The sequence below is a fragment of the Actinotalea sp. JY-7876 genome (assembly GCF_014042015.1).
Lineage (GTDB): Bacteria > Actinomycetota > Actinomycetes > Actinomycetales > Cellulomonadaceae > Actinotalea.
Window position 1 is genome coordinate 2,365,667 of the sequence record NZ_CP059493.1, and the last position, 17,890, is coordinate 2,383,556.

The window sequence follows — 17,890 nt, forward strand, 5'->3', positions numbered from 1 at the left end:
GCGCCGGGCGTGGTCCAGACTGTGCGTTGTGAGCGCTCCCCCCGACCGCGCCCCCGCCCGCCTCGGCGTCCACCTCGTCGGCGACGGGATCGACGTCGCCGTCCTGGCCTCGCACGCCGACGCCGTCGACCTCTGCCTCCTGGACCCGGACCCCGGCGCCCCCGACGGCTGGTCGGAGCGTCGCGTGCGGCTCCAGGGCCCGCGCCACGGCGTCTGGTGGGCCCACGTGCCGGGCGTGCGGGCCGGGCAGCGCTACGGCCTGCGGGCCCACGGCCGCTGGGACCCCGCCGCCGGGCTGCGGTACAACCCGGCCAAGCTCCTCGTCGACCCGTACGCCCGCGGGCTGGTCGGCGACGTCGTCCTCGGGCAGGCGGTGCACGGCCAGCGCGTGGACGAGCACTGGCGCACCGTCGGCCCCTCCCCCGAGCCGGACCCGACCGACTCGCGCGCCGCCGTGCCGCACTGCGTCGTCGTCGACCCCCGGTTCGACGCCCCGCCCGTGCCGCGGCCCGACGTCGCGTGGGAGGACACGGTCCTCTACGAGGCGCACGTGCGCGGACTGACGATGCGCCTGCCCGGGGTGCCGCCCGAGCTGCGCGGGACGTACGCGGGGCTCGCGCACCCGGCCACCATCGCCCACCTGCGCGACCTCGGGATCACGACCCTCGAGCTGCTGCCCATCCACGCGATGGCGAGCGAGCCGCACCTCGTGCGTCGCGGGCTGACGAACTACTGGGGCTACAACACGCTCGGCTTCTTCGCACCGAACCCCGAGTACGCGACGCGCGCCGCGCAGGACGCCGGCGCCCAGGCCGTCCTGGCCGAGGTCAAGGGCATGGTGCGGCTGCTGCACGCGGCCGGGATCGAGGTCGTGCTCGACGTCGTCTACAACCACACCTGCGAGGGCGGCACCGACGGTCCCCAGCTCAGCTGGCGGGGCCTGGACCCGACCGTCTACTACCTGCACGACGGCGGCTCCCCCGCGCGCTTCGCCGACGTCACCGGGTGCGGGAACTCGCTCGACTTCCGCCGGCCCCGCGTGGTCCAGCTTGCGCTGGACTCCCTGCGCTACTGGGTCGACGAGGTCGGTGTCGACGGCTTCCGCTTCGACCTGGCGGTCACGCTCGGGCGGGACGAGGACGGCTTCACGCCGCGGCACCCCTTCCTCGTCGCGCTGCAGACGGACCCCGTGCTCGCGGGCACGAAGCTCATCGCCGAGCCCTGGGACGTCGGGCCGGGCGGCTGGCGCACGGGCGCGTTCCCCGACCCGATGGCGGAGTGGAACGACCGCTTCCGCAATGCCGTGCGCTCGTTCTGGCTCGCGGACCCGGCGCAGGCCGCGCACGGCCGCCCCGGCCACGGCGTCCGTGACCTCGCGACCCGGCTCGCCGGGTCGGCCGACCTCTTCGGCTACAGCGACCCGCCGCTCATGCGCGGCGTCACCGCGTCGGTCAACTACGTCACGGCGCACGACGGCTTCACGCTCGCCGACCTGGTGGCCTACGAGCACAAGCGCAACGACGCCAACGGCGAGGACAACCGCGACGGGACCGACGACAACCGCTCGTGGAACCACGGGTTCGAGGGCCCGGTGCGGGGCGCCGGCGTGGGCCTGGAGATCCTGCCCCTGCGCCGGCGCTCCATCCGCAACCTCCTCGGGACGCTCCTGCTGGCGGCCGGCACCCCGATGATCACGGCCGGTGACGAGCTCGGCCGCACCCAGCGCGGCAACAACAACGCGTACTGCCTCGACGACGAGACGTCCTGGGTGGACTGGGACCTGTCGCCGTGGCGCGAGAGCCTCCTCGCGACGACGCGCTACCTGCTCGAGCTGCGACGCACGGTGCCGGCGCTGAGGTCCCGTGAGTTCTTTCGCGGCCAGCCGCGCGGACCCGCGCCCTGGCCCGACCTGGACTGGCGCCGCGCGGACGGCAGCGGTTTCGACCACGACGCGTGGCACGACCCGGCCGCGCGCGTCCTGCAGATGATCCGGTCGACGACGGACGGCCAGAGCGCGCTGCTCGTGGTCAACGGCCTGCTGGACCAGGCGGACATCGTGCTCGCGCCGGGCCCGCGCGACCGCTGGGAGCTGCGCTGGGACTCGACGTGGGAGCACCCCGACGAGCGCGGGACAGCGGTGGTCACCGGCGCGCTGCACCCCGCGGTCGGCGACCGGACCGTGATGGACCCGCTGAGCCTGCGCCTGTACACCTCCGCGTAGCACGGCACCGACCCCGGCGGGGTCGTAGGGTGCCGCCATGGTCGACGACGGGGTCGGGACTGGGTCGGGTCGGGGGGCGGCGCCGGTGGACGCCGTGGTCGTGGGGGCGGGCCTCGCCGGGCTCGTCGCGACGGCGGAGCTCACGGCGGCCGGGCGGCGGGTGCTGCTGCTCGAGCAGGAGCCGGCGGCGAGCCTCGGCGGGCAGGCGTGGTGGTCGTTCGGCGGGCTGTTCCTCGTGGACTCCCCCGAGCAACGCCGCCTGCGGGTGCGGGACAGCGCCGAGCTCGCCCTCGCGGACTGGCTCGGCTCGGCGGCCTTCGACCCGGACGACCCGCTCGACGAGAACCCGCGCCGCTGGGCGCACGCCTTCGTGGACTTCGCCGCCGGCGAGATGCGGCCGTGGCTGCACGCCCTCGGCGTGCGCTTCTTCCCGGCCGTGCAGTGGGCGGAGCGCGGGGGCTACCCCGCGGGCGGCCACGGCAACTCCGTGCCCCGGTTCCACATCACGTGGGGCACCGGACCCGCGGTGCTCGCGCCGTTCGTCCGGGCGCTGGGCGAGGCCCGCGCGGCCGGGCTGGTGGACGTGCGCGTCCGCCACCGGGTCACGGGCTTGGTGACCACCGACGGCCGGGTCACCGGCGTGCGCGGCGAGGTGCTGGCCGCCGACGCCGCCGCGCGCGGGGCGCCCTCGGGCCGTCGGGTCGTGGGGACCTTCGAGGTGGACGCGCCCGCCGTCGTCGTGACCTCCGGCGGCCTCGGCGCCGACCACGACCTCGTGCGCTCCGCCTGGCCGGCCGAGCACGGCGCGCTGCCCGCGCGGATGCTCTCGGGCGTGCCCGACCACGTGGACGGCGCGATGATCGCGGCGACGGCGGACGCGGGCGGCGCCGTCGTGCACGGCGGGCGCATGTGGCACTACCCGGAGGGGATCACCAACCCCGACCCCGTCTGGAGCCGGCACGGCATCCGGATCCTGCCCGGCCCCAGCTCGCTGTGGCTCGACGCCGACGGCGGGCGCCTGCCGGCACCCCTGTTCCCCGGGTTCGACGCACTCGGTGCGCTGCGGCACGTCGTCGGGCGCGGGGACGACCACTCCTGGTTCGTGCTCAACAAGACGATCATGAACACCGAGTTCGCCCTCTCCGGCTCCGAGCAGAACCCGGACCTGACCGGCAAGGACGCGCGCGCCGTGCTCCAGCGCGCGCTGCCCGGCGCGGTCCTGCCCGTGGCGCGCTTCGCGCAGGGCAGCGAGGAGTTCGTCTGGGCGGACACGCCCGCCGCGCTCGCCGAGCGGATGAACGCGCTCACGGGCACGGGCCGCATCGACGCCGGCGCCCTCGAGCGCACGATCCGGGCGCGCGACGCCCAGGTCACCTCCGGCCTCGGCAAGGACCCCCAGGTGGTGGCGACGGCGATGGCGCGCCGGTACGTCGTCGACCGCGTCCTCCGCGTGGCCCCGCCGGCGCCGCTCCTCGACCCCGCCGACGGGCCGCTGCTGGCGGTGCGGCTCTCGGTCCTCACGCGCAAGACGCTCGGCGGCCTGCACACCGACCTCGAGGGCCGGGTCCTGCGCGCCGACGGCACGGTGCTCGACGGCGTCTGGGCGGCGGGCGAGGCCAGCGGCTTCGGCGGGGGCGGCATGCACGGCCACCGCGCCCTGGAGGGCACGTTCCTCGGGGGCTGCCTGTTCTCCGGCCGGGTGGCGGGCCGCTCGGCCGCCGCGCACACGGGCACCTGAGCCGCCGGACGCCCCCGGACGCCGACGGCCCCGCCCCCGGGTGGGGACGGGGCCGTCGGGCCGGTCGGGTCAGGCGCTCGCGACGAGCCCCGTCTCCGCGACCGACGCGAGACGCTCGTGCTTGGGGACGACGCGCACGGTGTAGCCGAACGGCCCCGACGTCGTCAGGCGCACGTCACCCGCGAACGCGTGCCGGCCCGCCTCGTACGCCTCGGACCACGCGAGCTCCTGGTGGCGGACGTCGCTCAGCTCGTCGGCCTCCGAGACCCGGCCGTGGACGACCTCGACGCGGACATCCTCCGGACGCAGGTCGCCGAGCGAGACGTACGCACGCACCTGCAGCACGTCGCCGACCTGGGCGACCTCGCCGACGCCCACGGACTCGACGTGGTCCACGCGCACGTGCGGCCACGAGGCACGCACGTGCTGCTTCCACGCCGCCAGCTCCTTGGCGCCCGGGAAGCCGTCGCCGTTCAGCGCGCGGCCCGCGACGGCGGCCGGCGTGTACAGGCGCTGCACGTAGTCCCCGACCATGCGCGTCGCCTGGACCTTCGGGCCGAGCGTGGCCAGCGTGTGGCGCACCATCTCCAGCCAGCGCACGGGCAGCCCGCGCTCGTCGCGGTCGTAGAACCGCGCCGCGACCTGGTTCTCGACGAGGTCGTAGAGCGCGGCCGCCTCGAGGTCGTCACGGCGGTCCGGGTCGTCGACGCCGTCGGCCGTGGGGATCGCCCAGCCGTTCTCGCCGTCGAACCACTCGTCCCACCAGCCGTCGAGGATCGAGAGGTTGAGCCCACCGTTGAGCGCGGCCTTCATGCCCGACGTGCCGCACGCCTCGAGCGGGCGCAGCGGGTTGTTCAGCCAGACGTCGCAGCCGGGGTAGAGCTGCTGCGCCATGGCGATGTCGTAGTTCGGCAGGAACACGATGCGGTGCCGCACGCCGGCGTCGTCGGCGAACCGGACGAGCTGCTGGATGAGGCGCTTGCCCTGGTCGTCGGCGGGGTGCGACTTGCCCGCGATGACGAGCTGGACCGGACGCTCCGGGTGCAGGAGCAGCGAGCGCAGGCGCTCGGGGTCGCTCAGCATCAGCGTGAGGCGCTTGTAGGTCGGCACGCGGCGGGCGAAGCCGATGGTCAGGACGTCGGGGTCGAGGACCTCGTCGACCCAGCCCAGCTCCGCCGGGCTGGCGCCGCGGTGGCGCCACGACTCGCGGACCCGCTCACGGGCGTTGGCCACGAGCTGGGCGCGCAGCGTGCGGCGCATGCCCCACAGCTCCTCGTCCGAGACCCCGTCCGGGCGCAGCCAGCCGGTGCCCTCCTCGAGCTCGGCGTGGCTCAGGCGCGACGTCGCCAGGTCCACCAGCTTGCGGTCGACCCACGTCGGGGAGTGCACGCCGTTGGTGACGGACGTGATCGGGACCTCGGCCTGGTCGAAGCCGGACCACAGGCCGTTGAACATGCCGCGGGAGACCTCGCCGTGCAGCAGCGAGACGCCGTTCGCGCGGCCACCGAGGCGCAGGCCCATGACGGCCATGTTGAACAGCGTCGGGTCGCCGCCCGGGTAGTCCTCGGCGCCCAGCGCGAGCACGCGCTCGACCGGGACGCCGTCGTAGGCGAGGTCGCCGCCGAAGTACTGCGCGACGAGCGAGGCCTCGAAGCGGTCGATGCCCGCGGGGACGGGCGTGTGCGTGGTGAAGACGGTCGCGGCGCGCACGGCCTCGAGCGCGTCGTCGAACGCCAGCCCGGCCTCGCCCACGAGCTCGCGGATGCGCTCCACCCCGAGGAAGCCGGCGTGGCCCTCGTTGGTGTGGTACACCTCCGGCACGGGGGCGCCGGACAGGCGCGACCACAGGCGCAGGGCGCGCACGCCGCCGACGCCGAGCAGCAGCTCCTGCTGGAGGCGGTGCTCGCCGCCGCCGCCGTAGAGGCGGTCGGTGACCTTGCGGGCGAGCTCGTCGTTCTCCGGCACGTTGGAGTCGAGCAGCAGCAGGGGCACGCGGCCGACGGCGGCCTTCCACACGTGGGCGTGCAGCGTGCGGCCACCGGGCAGCGGCAGCGAGACGCGCGCCGGCGTACCGTCGGCCTCGCGCAGGAGGGTGAGCGGGAGCCCGTCGGGGTCGATCACGGGGTAGCTCTCGACCTGCCACCCGTCGCGCGTCAGCGCCTGCTTGAAGTAGCCCGCGCCGTACAGGAGGCCGACGCCGACGATCGGCACGCCGAGGTCCGACGCGCTCTTGAGGTGGTCGCCGGCGAGGATGCCGAGGCCGCCGGAGTACTGCGGCAGGACGGACGTGATGCCGAACTCGGGCGAGAAGTAGGCGATCGCCCGGGGGAGCGAGTCGTCGGCGGCGGCGGCCCGCTGGTACCAGCGGTCCTCGGTGAGGTACGTCGCGAGGTCGGACGCGGCGCCGCGCACCGCCGCCACGAAGTCCCCGTCGGCGGCCAGCGCCGCCAGGCGGTCCGGGCCGAGGGCGCCGAGGAGGGCGACCGGGTCGCCCTGCACGCTCTCCCACAGCCGTGGGTCGATCCCGGCGAACAGGTCGCGCGTGGGGGCGTGCCACGACCAGCGCAGGTTGTGCGCGAGCTCGTCGAGATCTGCGAGCTCGGCAGGGAGGACGGTGCGGACGGTGAATCGGCGGATGGCTCTCACGATCGTGAGCGTAGACGCAGCGACACGGCCGGGGCCAGTGTTGCTGCAAGTCTCTGCAACGTTTGCGCCCACCTGTCCCCCCGTGCACCCGCGTGGTCGACCGGACGCGTCCACCTCGTGGACCGGACGGGGCCCTCCCGCCGGTCCGGATGCCGTCGGCCCGCGGGGCTGGGTAGGTTCGGCGTGTGACGCCGTCTTCGCCTCCCCCCACGCCCCGCACGCCGTCCAGCTCCTCCCGGAAGACCACCCGACGCTCCGCGCGCGCCGCGGCCGCCGACGTGCGGCCGGACGCGGTGAGCGCTGCGGTCCCCCCGCCGCCCCCTGCCCCACCGGTCCGCATCGGCCGCATCCCCGTCGTGGGCGTCGGTCCCGTCGTCGAGTGCGGGCGCTGGCCCGCCAAGGCCGTCGTCGGCGAGGCCGTCGAGATCACCGCGACGGTCTTCCGCGAGGGGCACGACGCCGTCGCGGCGACCGCGGTGCTCGTCGCGCCCGACGGCTCCGACCACGCGTCCGTGCCGATGACGGTGGTCAACGCGGGCCTGGACAGCTACCGGGCCGACCTGGTCCCGGACGCGCTGGGCACCTGGGGGTTCCGCGTCGAGGGCTGGTCCGACCCGTACGGCACCTGGCACCACGACGCCGCCGTCAAGGTCGCGGCGGGCGTCGACGTGGAGCTGATGCTCGCCGAGGGCGCCGCGCTGCTCGAGCGCGCCGCCGCGCGCGAGGGGCTGCCCGACGACGTCGCGCTGACGCTCCGGGACGCCGTCCTGGCCCTGCGGGACACGAGCCGCCCGCCCGCCGCGCGCCTCGCCGCCGGCCTGGCCCCCGAGGTCGAGGCCGTGCTCGCCCGCCACCCCGTGCGCGAGCACGTCAGCGCCTCGCCGACCTACCCGCTCCTGGTGCAGCGCGAGCGTGCGCTCGTCGGCGCCTGGTACGAGTTCTTCCCCCGGTCCGAGGGCGCCGAGTACGACGCGGCCACGCGCACCTGGCGCTCCGGCACGCTGCGCACCGCCGCCGAGCGGCTGCCCGCGATCGCCGCCATGGGCTTCGACGTCGCCTACCTGACCCCGATCCACCCGATCGGCACGACGTACCGCAAGGGCCGGAACAACTCCCTGAAGACGGAGCCGGGAGACCCCGGCTCCCCCTACGCGATCGGCTCCGCCGACGGCGGGCACGACGCGATCCACCCCGAGCTGGGCACCTTCGAGGACTTCGACCACTTCGTCGCCGTCGCGCGCGAGAACGGGCTCGAGGTCGCGCTCGACCTCGCGCTCCAGTGCTCGCCCGACCACCCGTGGGTCACCGAGCACCCGGAGTGGTTCACGACGCGCATCGACGGCACGATCGCCTACGCGGAGAACCCGCCGAAGAAGTACCAGGACATCTACCCCCTGAACTTCGACAACGACCCCGAGGGGATCTACGCGGAGATCCGCCGCGTGCTCCAGGTCTGGATCGACCACGGCGTCACGGCGTTCCGGGTCGACAACCCGCACACGAAGCCGCTCACCTTCTGGGAGCGGATCATCGCCGACGTCAACGCGTCGCACCCCGAGGTGATCTTCCTCGCGGAGGCCTTCACCCGTCCGGCGATGATGCACGCGCTGGCCATGATCGGCTTCCACCAGTCGTACACCTACTTCACGTGGCGCAACACGAAGGAGGAGCTGGCCGAGTACCTGGAGGAGGTCTCCGGCCCGGCCGCCGCCTACATGCGTCCCAGCTTCTGGCCGACGACGCACGACATCCTCACGCCGTACATGCAGCACGGCGGTCCCCCGGCGTTCGCGATCCGCGCGGTGCTCGCCGCGACCGGCTCCCCGACGTGGGGCATCTACTCGGGCTACGAGCTGGTCGAGAACGTCGCCCGGCCGGGTGCCGAGGAGCAGATCGACAACGAGAAGTACGAGTTCAAGCCGCGCGACTGGCAGGCCGCGGAGGCCACCGGCATCGGCGCGCTCCTCGGTCGCCTCAACGCCATCCGGCGCGAGCACCCGGCGCTCCAGCGCCTGCGGGGCCTGACCGTGCACCCCACGAGCGACGACGCCGTCCTGTGCTTCTCGCGCCGCGTGACGGCCGAGCAGTCGCCCGACGGCCGGGCGGACACGGTGATCGTCGTCGTCAACACCGACCCGCACGCCACCCGCGAGGCGGTCATCGACCTGGACCTGGCGGCGATCGGCGTCCCCGCGCCGGCCGACGGCGACTCCCCCGCCTTCGCGGCCCACGACCTGCTCTCGGGCGCCGTCTACGCGTGGGGCTCCCACCCGTACGTGCGGTTGGACCCATGGGCCCAGTGCGCTCATATCATCGGTGTGAGGACCCTGTGAGCACCGACCGCCCCGAGAACCAGATGATCCCCCCGCCCCCGCCCCAGCAGCCCACAGCCCCCGCGGCTCACCCCTCGCCGGACCCCCACCGGGCCCTGCCGGCGCGGCCGCAACCGACCCGCGCGCTCGCGCCACCACCGCCCGCCGGCGGGCTCTCGGACGACCCCGAGTGGTACAAGACGGCCGTCTTCTACGAGGTCATGCTGCGCTCGTTCTCGGACTCGACGGGCGCCGGCTCCGGTGACCTGCGCGGCCTGATCGAGCGCCTCGACTACCTGCACTGGCTCGGCGTCGACTGCCTCTGGCTCCCGCCCTTCTACCCCTCGCCCATGCGCGACGGCGGGTACGACGTCGCCGACTTCACCGCGATCGCGCCGCAGTACGGCACGATCCAGGACTTCACCGAGCTGATCGCGCGCGCCCACGAGCGCGGCATCCGGGTGATCATCGACCTGGTCATGAACCACACGAGCGACCAGCACCCGTGGTTCCAGGCCTCCCGCTCGGACCCCGAGGGGCCCTACGGCGACTTCTACGTGTGGAGCGACGACAACACGCGCTACGAGGACGCCCGCATCATCTTCGTCGACACCGAGACGTCGAACTGGACCTTCGACCCGGCCCGCCGGCAGTACTTCTGGCACCGGTTCTTCAGCCACCAGCCGGACCTGAACTTCGAGAACCCGATGGTCCGCGAGGCGATGAAGGACGTCGCCCGCTTCTGGCTGCGCATCGGCGTGGACGGCTTCCGGCTCGACGCCGTGCCCTACCTCTTCGAGGAGGAGGGGACCAACTGCGAGAACCTGCCGCGCACGCACGAGTACCTGGCCGAGATGCGCGCGATGGTGGACGCGGAGTTCCCCGGCCGGATCATGCTCGCCGAGGCGAACCAGTGGCCCGAGGACGTGATCCCGTACTACGGCACCGAGGAGGCGCCGGAGTGCCACATGTGCTTCCACTTCCCGGTGATGCCGCGCATCTTCTACTCGATCAAGGACCAGCGGGCGAACCAGATCGTCGACATCCTCGCCGACACCCCGCGGATCCCGGCCGGCGGCGGCCAGTGGAGCACCTTCCTGCGCAACCACGACGAGCTGACGCTCGAGATGGTCTCGACGGAGGAGCGCGCCTCCATGTACGGCTGGTACGCGCCCGACCCGCGCATGCGCGCCAACGTCGGGATCCGGCGCCGGCTGGCACCGCTGCTCGACAACTCGCGCGCGGAGATCGAGCTCGCCCACGCACTGCTGCTGTCCCTGCCCGGCAGCCCGTGCCTGTACTACGGCGACGAGATCGGCATGGGCGACAACATCTGGCTGCCGGACCGTGACGCGGTCCGCACCCCGATGCAGTGGACCCCGGACCGCAACGCGGGGTTCTCGACCGCCGACCCCGGCAAGCTCTACCTGCCGGTGATCCAGTCGCTCGTGCACAACCACGCGACGATCAACGTCGAGGCCCAGCTCGCGACCCCGACCTCCTTGCTGCACTGGGTGCACGGGATGCTGACGGTCCGCCGCCAGCACACGGTGTTCGGGACGGGCGAGTTCGTCGTCGTGCCGTGCGACAACGACGCGGTCCTGGCCTACCTGCGCCGCAACCGCGAGGAGACGGTCCTGTGCGTCGCCAACCTCGCGGCGACGCCGCGCGCGGCGATGCTGCGCCTGCCGGAGTACGCCGGCGCCGCGCTCAGCGACCTGTTCGGCGGCGCCCCCTTCCCCACCGTGGGCGCCGACGGCTCCGTCCAGCTGACGCTCGGGTCGCGCGACTTCTTCTGGCTCGCCGTGACGCAGGACTGAGCGGCCCGCGACGCGTCCGACCCACGCACGACCGACCGGGAGGTCCGATGGACACCATGACGACCGACCGCGCGATCGCCGCGGACGCGCCGGACGCGCGCGCCACCGACGACGAGCTCGCGCGGTTGCTCGACGCCTGGCTGCCCGCCCAGCGCTGGTACCCCGCCAAGGGCACCGCCGGGGCCCTCCCGGTCGTCGCCGTGGTGCCCCTCGCGGACCCTCGGGGCGAGGCGGAGGTCCGCGTCGAGCTGCGCCGGCTGCCCGGCGGCGGCCTGCTGCAGGTGCCCGTCGTGCTGCGCCGGCCCGCCGGGGACGGCACCGAGCCCACCGGCGGCGTCGTGGGACGCCTCGGGGACGGCACGCTCGTCCTCGACGGCACCCACGACCCCGCCTTCCTGCGGGCCCTGCTCGCCGCCGCGCGCGGGGACGACGTCGCCGACGCCGACCTCGCGGGCGCCCGGGTCATGACGGGCGAGCAGTCGAACACCTCGGTCCTGCTCCCCGGGGCGACGCCCCCGGCGATCCTCAAGGTCTTCCGCGTGGTCGGCGCGGGAGCCAACCCCGACGTCGAGGTGCCGCTGGCCCTGAGCGGGACGGGCTGGCGCGGGGTGCCGCGGCCCCTCGCGTGGCTCGCCGCGTCCTGGCCCGCCGGGGACGGCCGCGAGGTCGGGCACCTCGGCGTCGTCAGCGAGCTCGTCGTCGAGGCGCAGGACGGGTTCGAGCTCGCCTGCCGCTGCGCGCGCGACGACGAGGACTTCGCGGACCTGGCCGGCGAGCTGGGCCGGACGACGGCCCAGATGCACGCGGCGCTGCGCGACGCGCTGCCGGCGGACCCGCCGCCCGCCGGCGCTGTGCCCGACGCCGTGCCCGGCGCTGTGCCCGGCGGCGCCCGCACGGCCGACACGGTGCTGCGCACGCTGCGGTCGCGGGCCGCGGCGGCCGTCGAGGCCGCCCCCGTCCTGGCCGACCGCGCCGCGGCGCTGGACGCGGTGCTGGCCGAGGTCGGCTCCCTGGACCTGCCGGCGCTGCAGCGCGTCCACGGCGACTACCACCTGGGTCAGGTGCTGCGGGCGCCCGGGCGCGGCTGGGTCGTGCTGGACTTCGAGGGCGAGCCGCAGGCGCCCGCGCACGAGCGCACCCGCCCCGACCTGGCGGTGCGCGACCTCGCGGGCATGCTGCGCTCCCTGGACTACGCGGCCGCCGTCGGCGGGGGGACGGCCGCGTGGGCGGAGCGCGCCCGCGCGGCGCTGGTCCGGGGCTACGTCGAGGAGGCCGGCGCGGGCGACGTCGCGCAGGCGCTCCTGCGGGCGCTCGAGCTCGACAAGGCCCTCTACGAGGTCGTCTACGAGTCCCGCAACCGACCGGACTGGGTCGCCATCCCGCTGGCGGGCGTCGATCGCCTCCTCGACCGCGTCTGACACCCGGCCCGGGCCTTCGTGCGGGGGGCCACCCACCATGGCAGGGTGAGTCCATGAGTTTGCCGCCCACCCCGATGCCCCGCTCCACCCCCCGCGACGTCGTCACCGCCGAGCTCGACGCGATCGTCAGCGGGACGCACCAGGACCCCCACCGCGTGCTCGGCGCCCACCTCGACGCCGGCACCGTCACCGTGCGGACGCTGCGCCCGCTGGCCGACGCCGTGGTCGTGGTCACGCCCGACGGCGAGCACGCCGCGCAGCACGAGCACGGCGGCGTCTGGGTCGTGGCGTTCCCGGGCACGCAGGTCCCGGACTACCGCCTGCGCGTGACCTACGGCGACGTGACGACCGTGGTGGACGACCCCTACCGCTTCCTGCCGACGCTCGGCGAGGTGGACCTGCACCTCATCTCCGAGGGTCGCCACGAGGAGCTCTGGACGGTCCTCGGCGCGAACGTGCGCAGCTACCCGAGCGTCCTCGGCGAGGTCCGCGGCACCGCGTTCGCGGTGTGGGCCCCGAACGCGCAGGCCGTCCGGGTGATCGGCGACTTCAACCACTGGCAGGGCGCGGCGCACGCGATGCGGGTCCTGGGCAGCACCGGGGTCTGGGAGCTCTTCGTGCCCGGCATCGGCCCCGGCCAGCGCTACAAGTTCGAGATCCTGGCGCGCGACGGCTCGTGGCGCCAGAAGGCCGACCCCATGGCCAAGGGCACGGAGGTCCCGCCCGCGACCGCGTCGGTCGTCGTGGAGAGCACCTACAGCTGGGACGACGCGGCCTGGCTCGAGCGCCGCGCCGCGAGCGACCCCCACCACGGCCCCATGAGCATCTACGAGGTGCACCTGGGATCGTGGCGCCCGGGCCTGGGCTACCGCGAGCTCGCCGACCAGCTCACCGAGTACGTCGCGGCGACCGGGTTCACCCACGTCGAGCTGCTCCCCGTGGCCGAGCACCCCTTCGGCGGCTCGTGGGGCTACCAGGTCAGCTCGTACTACGCGCCGACGTCGCGCTTCGGGCACCCGGACGACTTCCGCTACCTCGTCGACCGGCTCCACGGGGCCGGCATCGGCGTGCTGCTGGACTGGGTCCCCGCCCACTTCCCCAAGGACGAGTGGGCGCTGGGCCGCTTCGACGGCAGCCCGCTCTACGAGCACCCGGACCCGCTGCTGGGCGAGCAGCCCGACTGGGGCACCTACGTCTTCAACTTCGGGCGCAACGAGGTCCGCAACTTCCTCGTCGCCAACGCGACCTACTGGCTCGAGGAGTTCCACATCGACGGGCTGCGCGTGGACGCCGTCGCGTCGATGCTCTACCTGGACTACTCGCGCAGCCACGGCCAGTGGCGGCCCAACGTGCACGGCGGGCGCGAGAACCTCGAGGCGATCCGCTTCCTGCAGGAGACCAACGCGACCGCGTACCGCCGCACCCCCGGGATCATGATGATCGCCGAGGAGTCGACGGCGTGGCCGGGCGTCACGGCACCGACCGACGGCGGGGGCCTCGGCTTCGGGCTGAAGTGGAACATGGGCTGGATGAACGACACCCTGCGCTACCTCGCGGAGGAGCCGATCAACCGCCGGTACCACCACCACGAGGTCACGTTCTCGCTCGTCTACGCGTTCTCGGAGCACTTCGTGCTCCCGATCAGCCACGACGAGGTCGTGCACGGCAAGGGCTCGCTGCTGCGCAAGATGCCGGGCGACCTGTGGCAGCAGGCGGCCGGCGTCCGGTCGCTGCTCGCCTACCAGTGGTCGCACCCGGGCAAGCAGCTGCTGTTCATGGGCAGCGAGTTCGGCCAGTCGTCGGAGTGGGCCGAGGGCCGCGGGCTCGACTGGCACCTGCTCGAGTACCCCGAGCACGCCGGCATCGCGCGGCTGGTCACCGACCTCAACCGCTTCTACCGCGAGGAGCCCGCGCTCTGGGTCCTGGACAAGGACCCGGCGGGCTTCGAGTGGATCGACGCCAACGACGCCGACCACAACGTGCTCTCCTACATCCGGCGCGACGGTTCCGGCCGCTGCGTCGTCGTCGTCGTGAACTTCGCCGGCGTGCCGCACGAGGGCTACCGGGTGGGTCTGCCCTTCGGGGGCACGTGGGTCGAGGCGCTCAACACCGACGCCGACCTCTACGGCGGCTCGGGCGTCGGCAACCTCGGGCGCGTGCAGGCCCTGGACCACCCGCTCCACGCGCAGCCGGCGTCCGTGACGCTGCGGGTGCCGCCGCTCGGTGCCCTGTTCCTCGTGCCGGAGGGCCAGGAGCCGGCCGTCTGACGCGCCGGGGTGGGGCGGCCGCCGGCCGCCCCACCCCGGGCCGTGCTCAGGTCAGGGTGCTCAGTACAGCGCGCTCGCCAGCGCCCGCCGGGCGGCGAGCACGCGGGGGTCCGTGTCCCCCACGACGCCGAACAGCTCGATGAGCCGCACGCGCGCGGCCTCGCGGTCCTCGCCCGCGGTCGTGCGCACGACGTCGACGAGGCGCGCGAACGCGTCCTCGACCTGCCCGCCGAGCACGTCGAGGTCCGCGACGCGCAGCTGCGCCGCCACGTCGCGGGGGTCCGCCGCCGCGGCGGAGCGTGCCTGCGCCGGGTCGACGTCGGCCGTGCGCCGCAGGAGCTCGACCTGCGCGAGGCCCGCGCGCGCCTCGTCGTCGCGCGGGTCCTCCTGCAGCGCCTGGGTGTACGCGGCGACGGCGCCGTCGAGGTCGTCGCGCTCGATGGCCTCGTACGCCGCCTGGTGCAGGGGCGGCAGCGGCGGCTCGGCCAACTCCTTCGGCTCCTGGGGCTCGTCGCCGCCCGGCAGCGTGCCGGTGACCCCGTTGGCGGCCGCGGCCTGGAGCACCTGGTCCAGCACGGCCCGGATGTCCTGCGGCGCGGCCGCGCCCTGGAACAGGGGCACGGGCTGTCCCCGCAGCACCGCGACCACGGCGGGCACGCCCTGCGCCCCGAACGCCTGCACGATCTGCGGCGTCGCCTCCGCGTCGACCCGCGCCAGCAGGAACCGGCCGGCGTACTCGTCGGCGAGCGCGACGAGGTCCGCGGCGACCGTCGTGCTGGCCTCGCTCCACGACGCCCAGAGCACGAACACGACGGGGACCTCGGCGGAGCTCTGCACCACCTGGGCGAAGGTCGCCTCGTCCGCGACGTCGAGCACGAAGCGCGACCCGCCGGAGCCCGCCGCGGGTCCGCCCGGAGCCGGTGCGGGCGGGCGGCCGAGGCCGGACAGGTCGACGGCGCCGCGGACGTCCAGGGGCGGGCGGGGGCCGGTGGGCTGCGACATGGGCTTGCTCCTGTGTGGTCGGGCGCGGGGCCGGTGGTGGGTCTCGGTGGTCGATCGGTGCTCGATCGGTGGTCGCGGGTGGTACGCCTACTCGCCGGTCACCTGGATCCGGGAGTGCTCGCCGCCCAGGACCGTGATCGGCTCGCTCGAGCCGGCCGGGGGCACGGCGAAGGCCACGACGCTCAGCCAGCTGATGGCCAGGTTGTTCGCCACGGTCGGCTTGCCGAGCAGCGCCGCCGTCTGGTCACCGATCGTCAGGGTGCTGTCGGCGAGCGTGATCGTCGTGACCGTCCGGAACCCGCCGACGACGATCGCGCCGCCGTCGGCCGTTTCGATCGAGTAGGGCCCGGAGTCCAGCGGCGCGTACGTCTCGGTGAGCGTGCCGTTGGCGCCGACGACGCCCGCGAAGGCGTCACGCGTGGCGATGATCCCCGCGCGCAGCGGGTCCGGGGTGAACTCCGCGGCGTACGGCGACGCGTCGCCGTTGGTCAGGAGGTCCACGTAGCGGGCGACGACGTCGGCCGGCGGGACGGCGACCGTGTCCGCGTCGTTCGCCACCGGCGCGCTGCCCACCTCCGGACGCGCGGTCGCGGGCATCTCGACGCCCGGGAAGAGCCGGACCCACGCCCAGAGCCGGTAGGGCGTGCGAGGCGTCTCCTGCACGAGCGTGAGCAGCAGCGGGGCCTGGAGGTCCGCAGGGGCCTCCGTCACGGCCATCACGGTCCGGGGCCAGGTGTCGGTGGTCGGCGCCACGATCGTCTGTGCGACGGCCGGGATGGGCGTCAGCGCCGAGGGGTCGCCCGCCCGCGCGAGGGCGTACTCGACGCCGCGGATCTCTCGCGCCGGCCCGAACAGCCGGGCGTCGAGCAGCGACGCCTCGGTCGCGGCATCAGCCTCGGCGAGGACCGCGGCGACCTCGTCCATGACGTCCTCGACCTGCTCCTGCGAGACCGCGGGCGGGAGCACCGCGGGGACCGCGTCCGGCTGCGGCTCCGGCAGGGGCGTCGCGCACCCGGCCAGCAGCAGGGCACCCGTCACGAGCGCGGCGCCTCGGGTCCGTCGGCTCATCGCTGGGGCTCCTCGGGTCGCGACCGGCCGGGGGCCGGTGTCGTGGGTGTCGTCGGCGCCGGGGACGGGCGCGGCGGCTCCGACGCGGCGGCTCCGCGGTCCGCGGTGCCACGGTCTGCGGTGCCACGGTCTGCGGTCCCGCCGTCTGCGGTCCCACGGTCGGTGGCGTCCGTCGCGGTGTCCGCCCCTGTGCCCGAGAACCCCCACGCACGCCGCCACGCGTCGCCCGACGGCCCCGTCGGGGCCACGCGCTGCGGCGACGCCGCGTCGGCGACGGCCGGGGGCTCCGGCACCACCTCGGGCGGCGCCACGGGCTCCTCGCGCCGGCGCCCGAACCGGCGCGGCCGCGGCTCGCCGTCGCCCCGACCGCCCTTCGGCGCGCGCTGGGCCGCCGCCTGCCGTGCCGCCTCCCGCTGGGCCGCCTCCCGCTCGGCAGCCTGCCGCTGCTCGAGCTCGCGCACCTGGCGGCGCGTCAGGATCGTGGTGGGCGACGTCGTCGTGCCGGTCTGGTCCGCAGCGGGGGCGTCGGGGGCCGCGTCACGGCCCGACCCCGGCGCCACGGCGTCCTGCGAGGACCCGGCGGCGCCGGGGGCCGGCGCCGCGCTCGCCCCGGCGGGCGCGACGCCGCGGCGGGCGCGCACCAGCAGGAGGCCCCACCACGCGAGCCCCGCGAGCAGCAGCACGGCACCCGCGACGACGCCCGGCACGAGCCAGCGGGTCGTGACGACCTGGGGCCAGGTCAGCGTGAGGGTCGGCGGTGCGGGGTCCTCCCCCGTGGTCGCCACCAGGAGGCTCCAGCGGCCCTCCTGCGCGGCCCACTCGAGCGTGGCCTCGCCCGTGCCGCCGGCCTCCCAGAGCCACAGGTCCGAGCCCGTGGGGTCGGGCGCGGGCGTCGTCTCGGCCGGGGCGTCCGCCGGTGCGGCGGGGTCCACCGGCTCCGCCGGGTCTGGCGCCGGGGTCGGCGTCGGCGTCGTGGCCTCGACCTCCTGCGTGCGCAGGGTCTCGCGGTCCGCGAGGCCGGTGACGCGGACGTACGCGTCCTGCCCCACCCACGCGTCGACGTCGGCGCTGCGCCCCACGGCGAGGACGACGGGTGTGTCGCCGCTGGCCGACGCGCGCACGCTCACGTCGTCGGCCGCCAGGTCGAGCACACCGGGGTCGGTGACGAGCAGCGTCGTCCCCTCGGGTGCGGAGGCGGTGGCCGTGAGGGTGTCGGAGGGTCGCCAGACGGTGGCCGAGGCGATCCCCAGGCCGATCGACGCCGCCCCGAGCAGGCAGAGCAGCGACGCGAGAGCACGTTGGAGCACGGGCCGTCCCTTCAGACGTGACAAATCCACAATAGGCGAGGCGGCCGCTGCCTCCTCGCCGGGGGGCGCCGGGCGGGACGGAGCCGCGGGG

Annotated in this window: 10 protein-coding genes; 6 read left to right on the top strand and 4 right to left on the bottom strand. The window is 75.1% G+C overall.

Annotation, left to right across the window (positions count from 1 at the left end; all coding sequences use genetic code 11):
• The first annotated feature begins 28 nt into the window (after window positions 1–28).
• Together glgX and H2O74_RS11035 are read left to right on the top strand one after the other, a co-directional pair.
• Window positions 29–2,221: a glycogen debranching protein GlgX gene (gene glgX, locus H2O74_RS11030; RefSeq protein WP_182111631.1), complete on the top strand. Its 2,193-nt coding sequence runs from the start codon at window positions 29–31 to the stop codon at window positions 2,219–2,221.
• Between the two features lie 37 nt (window positions 2,222–2,258).
• Entirely contained in the window at window positions 2,259–3,959 is a 1,701-nt protein-coding gene (locus H2O74_RS11035; protein WP_182111632.1) for an FAD-binding dehydrogenase, read from the top strand.
• A 69-nt stretch (window positions 3,960–4,028) separates the two neighbouring features.
• Here H2O74_RS11035 and glgP read toward each other — a convergent pair whose 3' ends face one another.
• Window positions 4,029–6,605 carry an alpha-glucan family phosphorylase gene (gene glgP, locus H2O74_RS11040; RefSeq protein WP_182111633.1) on the bottom strand — a complete coding sequence of 859 codons (2,577 nt, stop codon included), beginning with the start codon at window positions 6,603–6,605 and terminating at the stop codon, window positions 4,029–4,031.
• 278 nt (window positions 6,606–6,883) lie between these two features.
• Here glgP and H2O74_RS11045 point away from each other — a divergent pair, with 278 nt between their 5' ends.
• From H2O74_RS11045 to glgB, 4 genes are read left to right on the top strand one after another with little or no spacing between them, the layout of a single operon-like run.
• Complete coding sequence (locus H2O74_RS11045; RefSeq protein ID WP_182114223.1) at window positions 6,884–8,938, top strand: alpha-1,4-glucan--maltose-1-phosphate maltosyltransferase; 2,055 nt, start codon at window positions 6,884–6,886, stop codon at window positions 8,936–8,938.
• Window positions 8,939–8,961: 23 nt separating this feature from the next.
• Entirely contained in the window at window positions 8,962–10,737 is a 1,776-nt protein-coding gene (gene treS / locus H2O74_RS11050; protein ID WP_182114222.1) for a maltose alpha-D-glucosyltransferase, read from the top strand.
• A 47-nt stretch (window positions 10,738–10,784) separates the two neighbouring features.
• Entirely contained in the window at window positions 10,785–12,155 is a 1,371-nt protein-coding gene (locus H2O74_RS11055; RefSeq protein WP_255491571.1) for an aminoglycoside phosphotransferase, read from the top strand.
• A 53-nt stretch (window positions 12,156–12,208) separates the two neighbouring features.
• A complete protein-coding gene (gene glgB, locus H2O74_RS11060; protein ID WP_182111634.1) occupies window positions 12,209–14,422 on the top strand; it encodes a 1,4-alpha-glucan branching protein GlgB in 2,214 nt (737 codons plus the stop codon).
• A gap of 60 nt (window positions 14,423–14,482) precedes the next feature.
• Here glgB and H2O74_RS11065 read toward each other — a convergent pair whose 3' ends face one another.
• From H2O74_RS11065 to H2O74_RS11075, 3 genes are all read right to left on the bottom strand, one after another.
• Complete coding sequence (locus tag H2O74_RS11065) at window positions 14,483–15,424, bottom strand: tetratricopeptide repeat protein (RefSeq protein ID WP_182111635.1); 942 nt, start codon at window positions 15,422–15,424, stop codon at window positions 14,483–14,485.
• A gap of 87 nt (window positions 15,425–15,511) precedes the next feature.
• Window positions 15,512–16,492, bottom strand: coding sequence for a hypothetical protein (locus H2O74_RS11070; RefSeq protein ID WP_182111636.1), 981 nt, complete (start codon window positions 16,490–16,492; stop codon window positions 15,512–15,514).
• On the bottom strand, window positions 16,489–17,799 hold the full coding sequence (locus H2O74_RS11075) for a hypothetical protein (RefSeq protein WP_182111637.1): 1,311 nt from the start codon (window positions 17,797–17,799) through the stop codon (window positions 16,489–16,491). Before H2O74_RS11075 ends, H2O74_RS11070 begins: the two co-directional genes overlap by 4 nt.
• Between the last annotated feature and the right edge of the window lie 91 nt (window positions 17,800–17,890).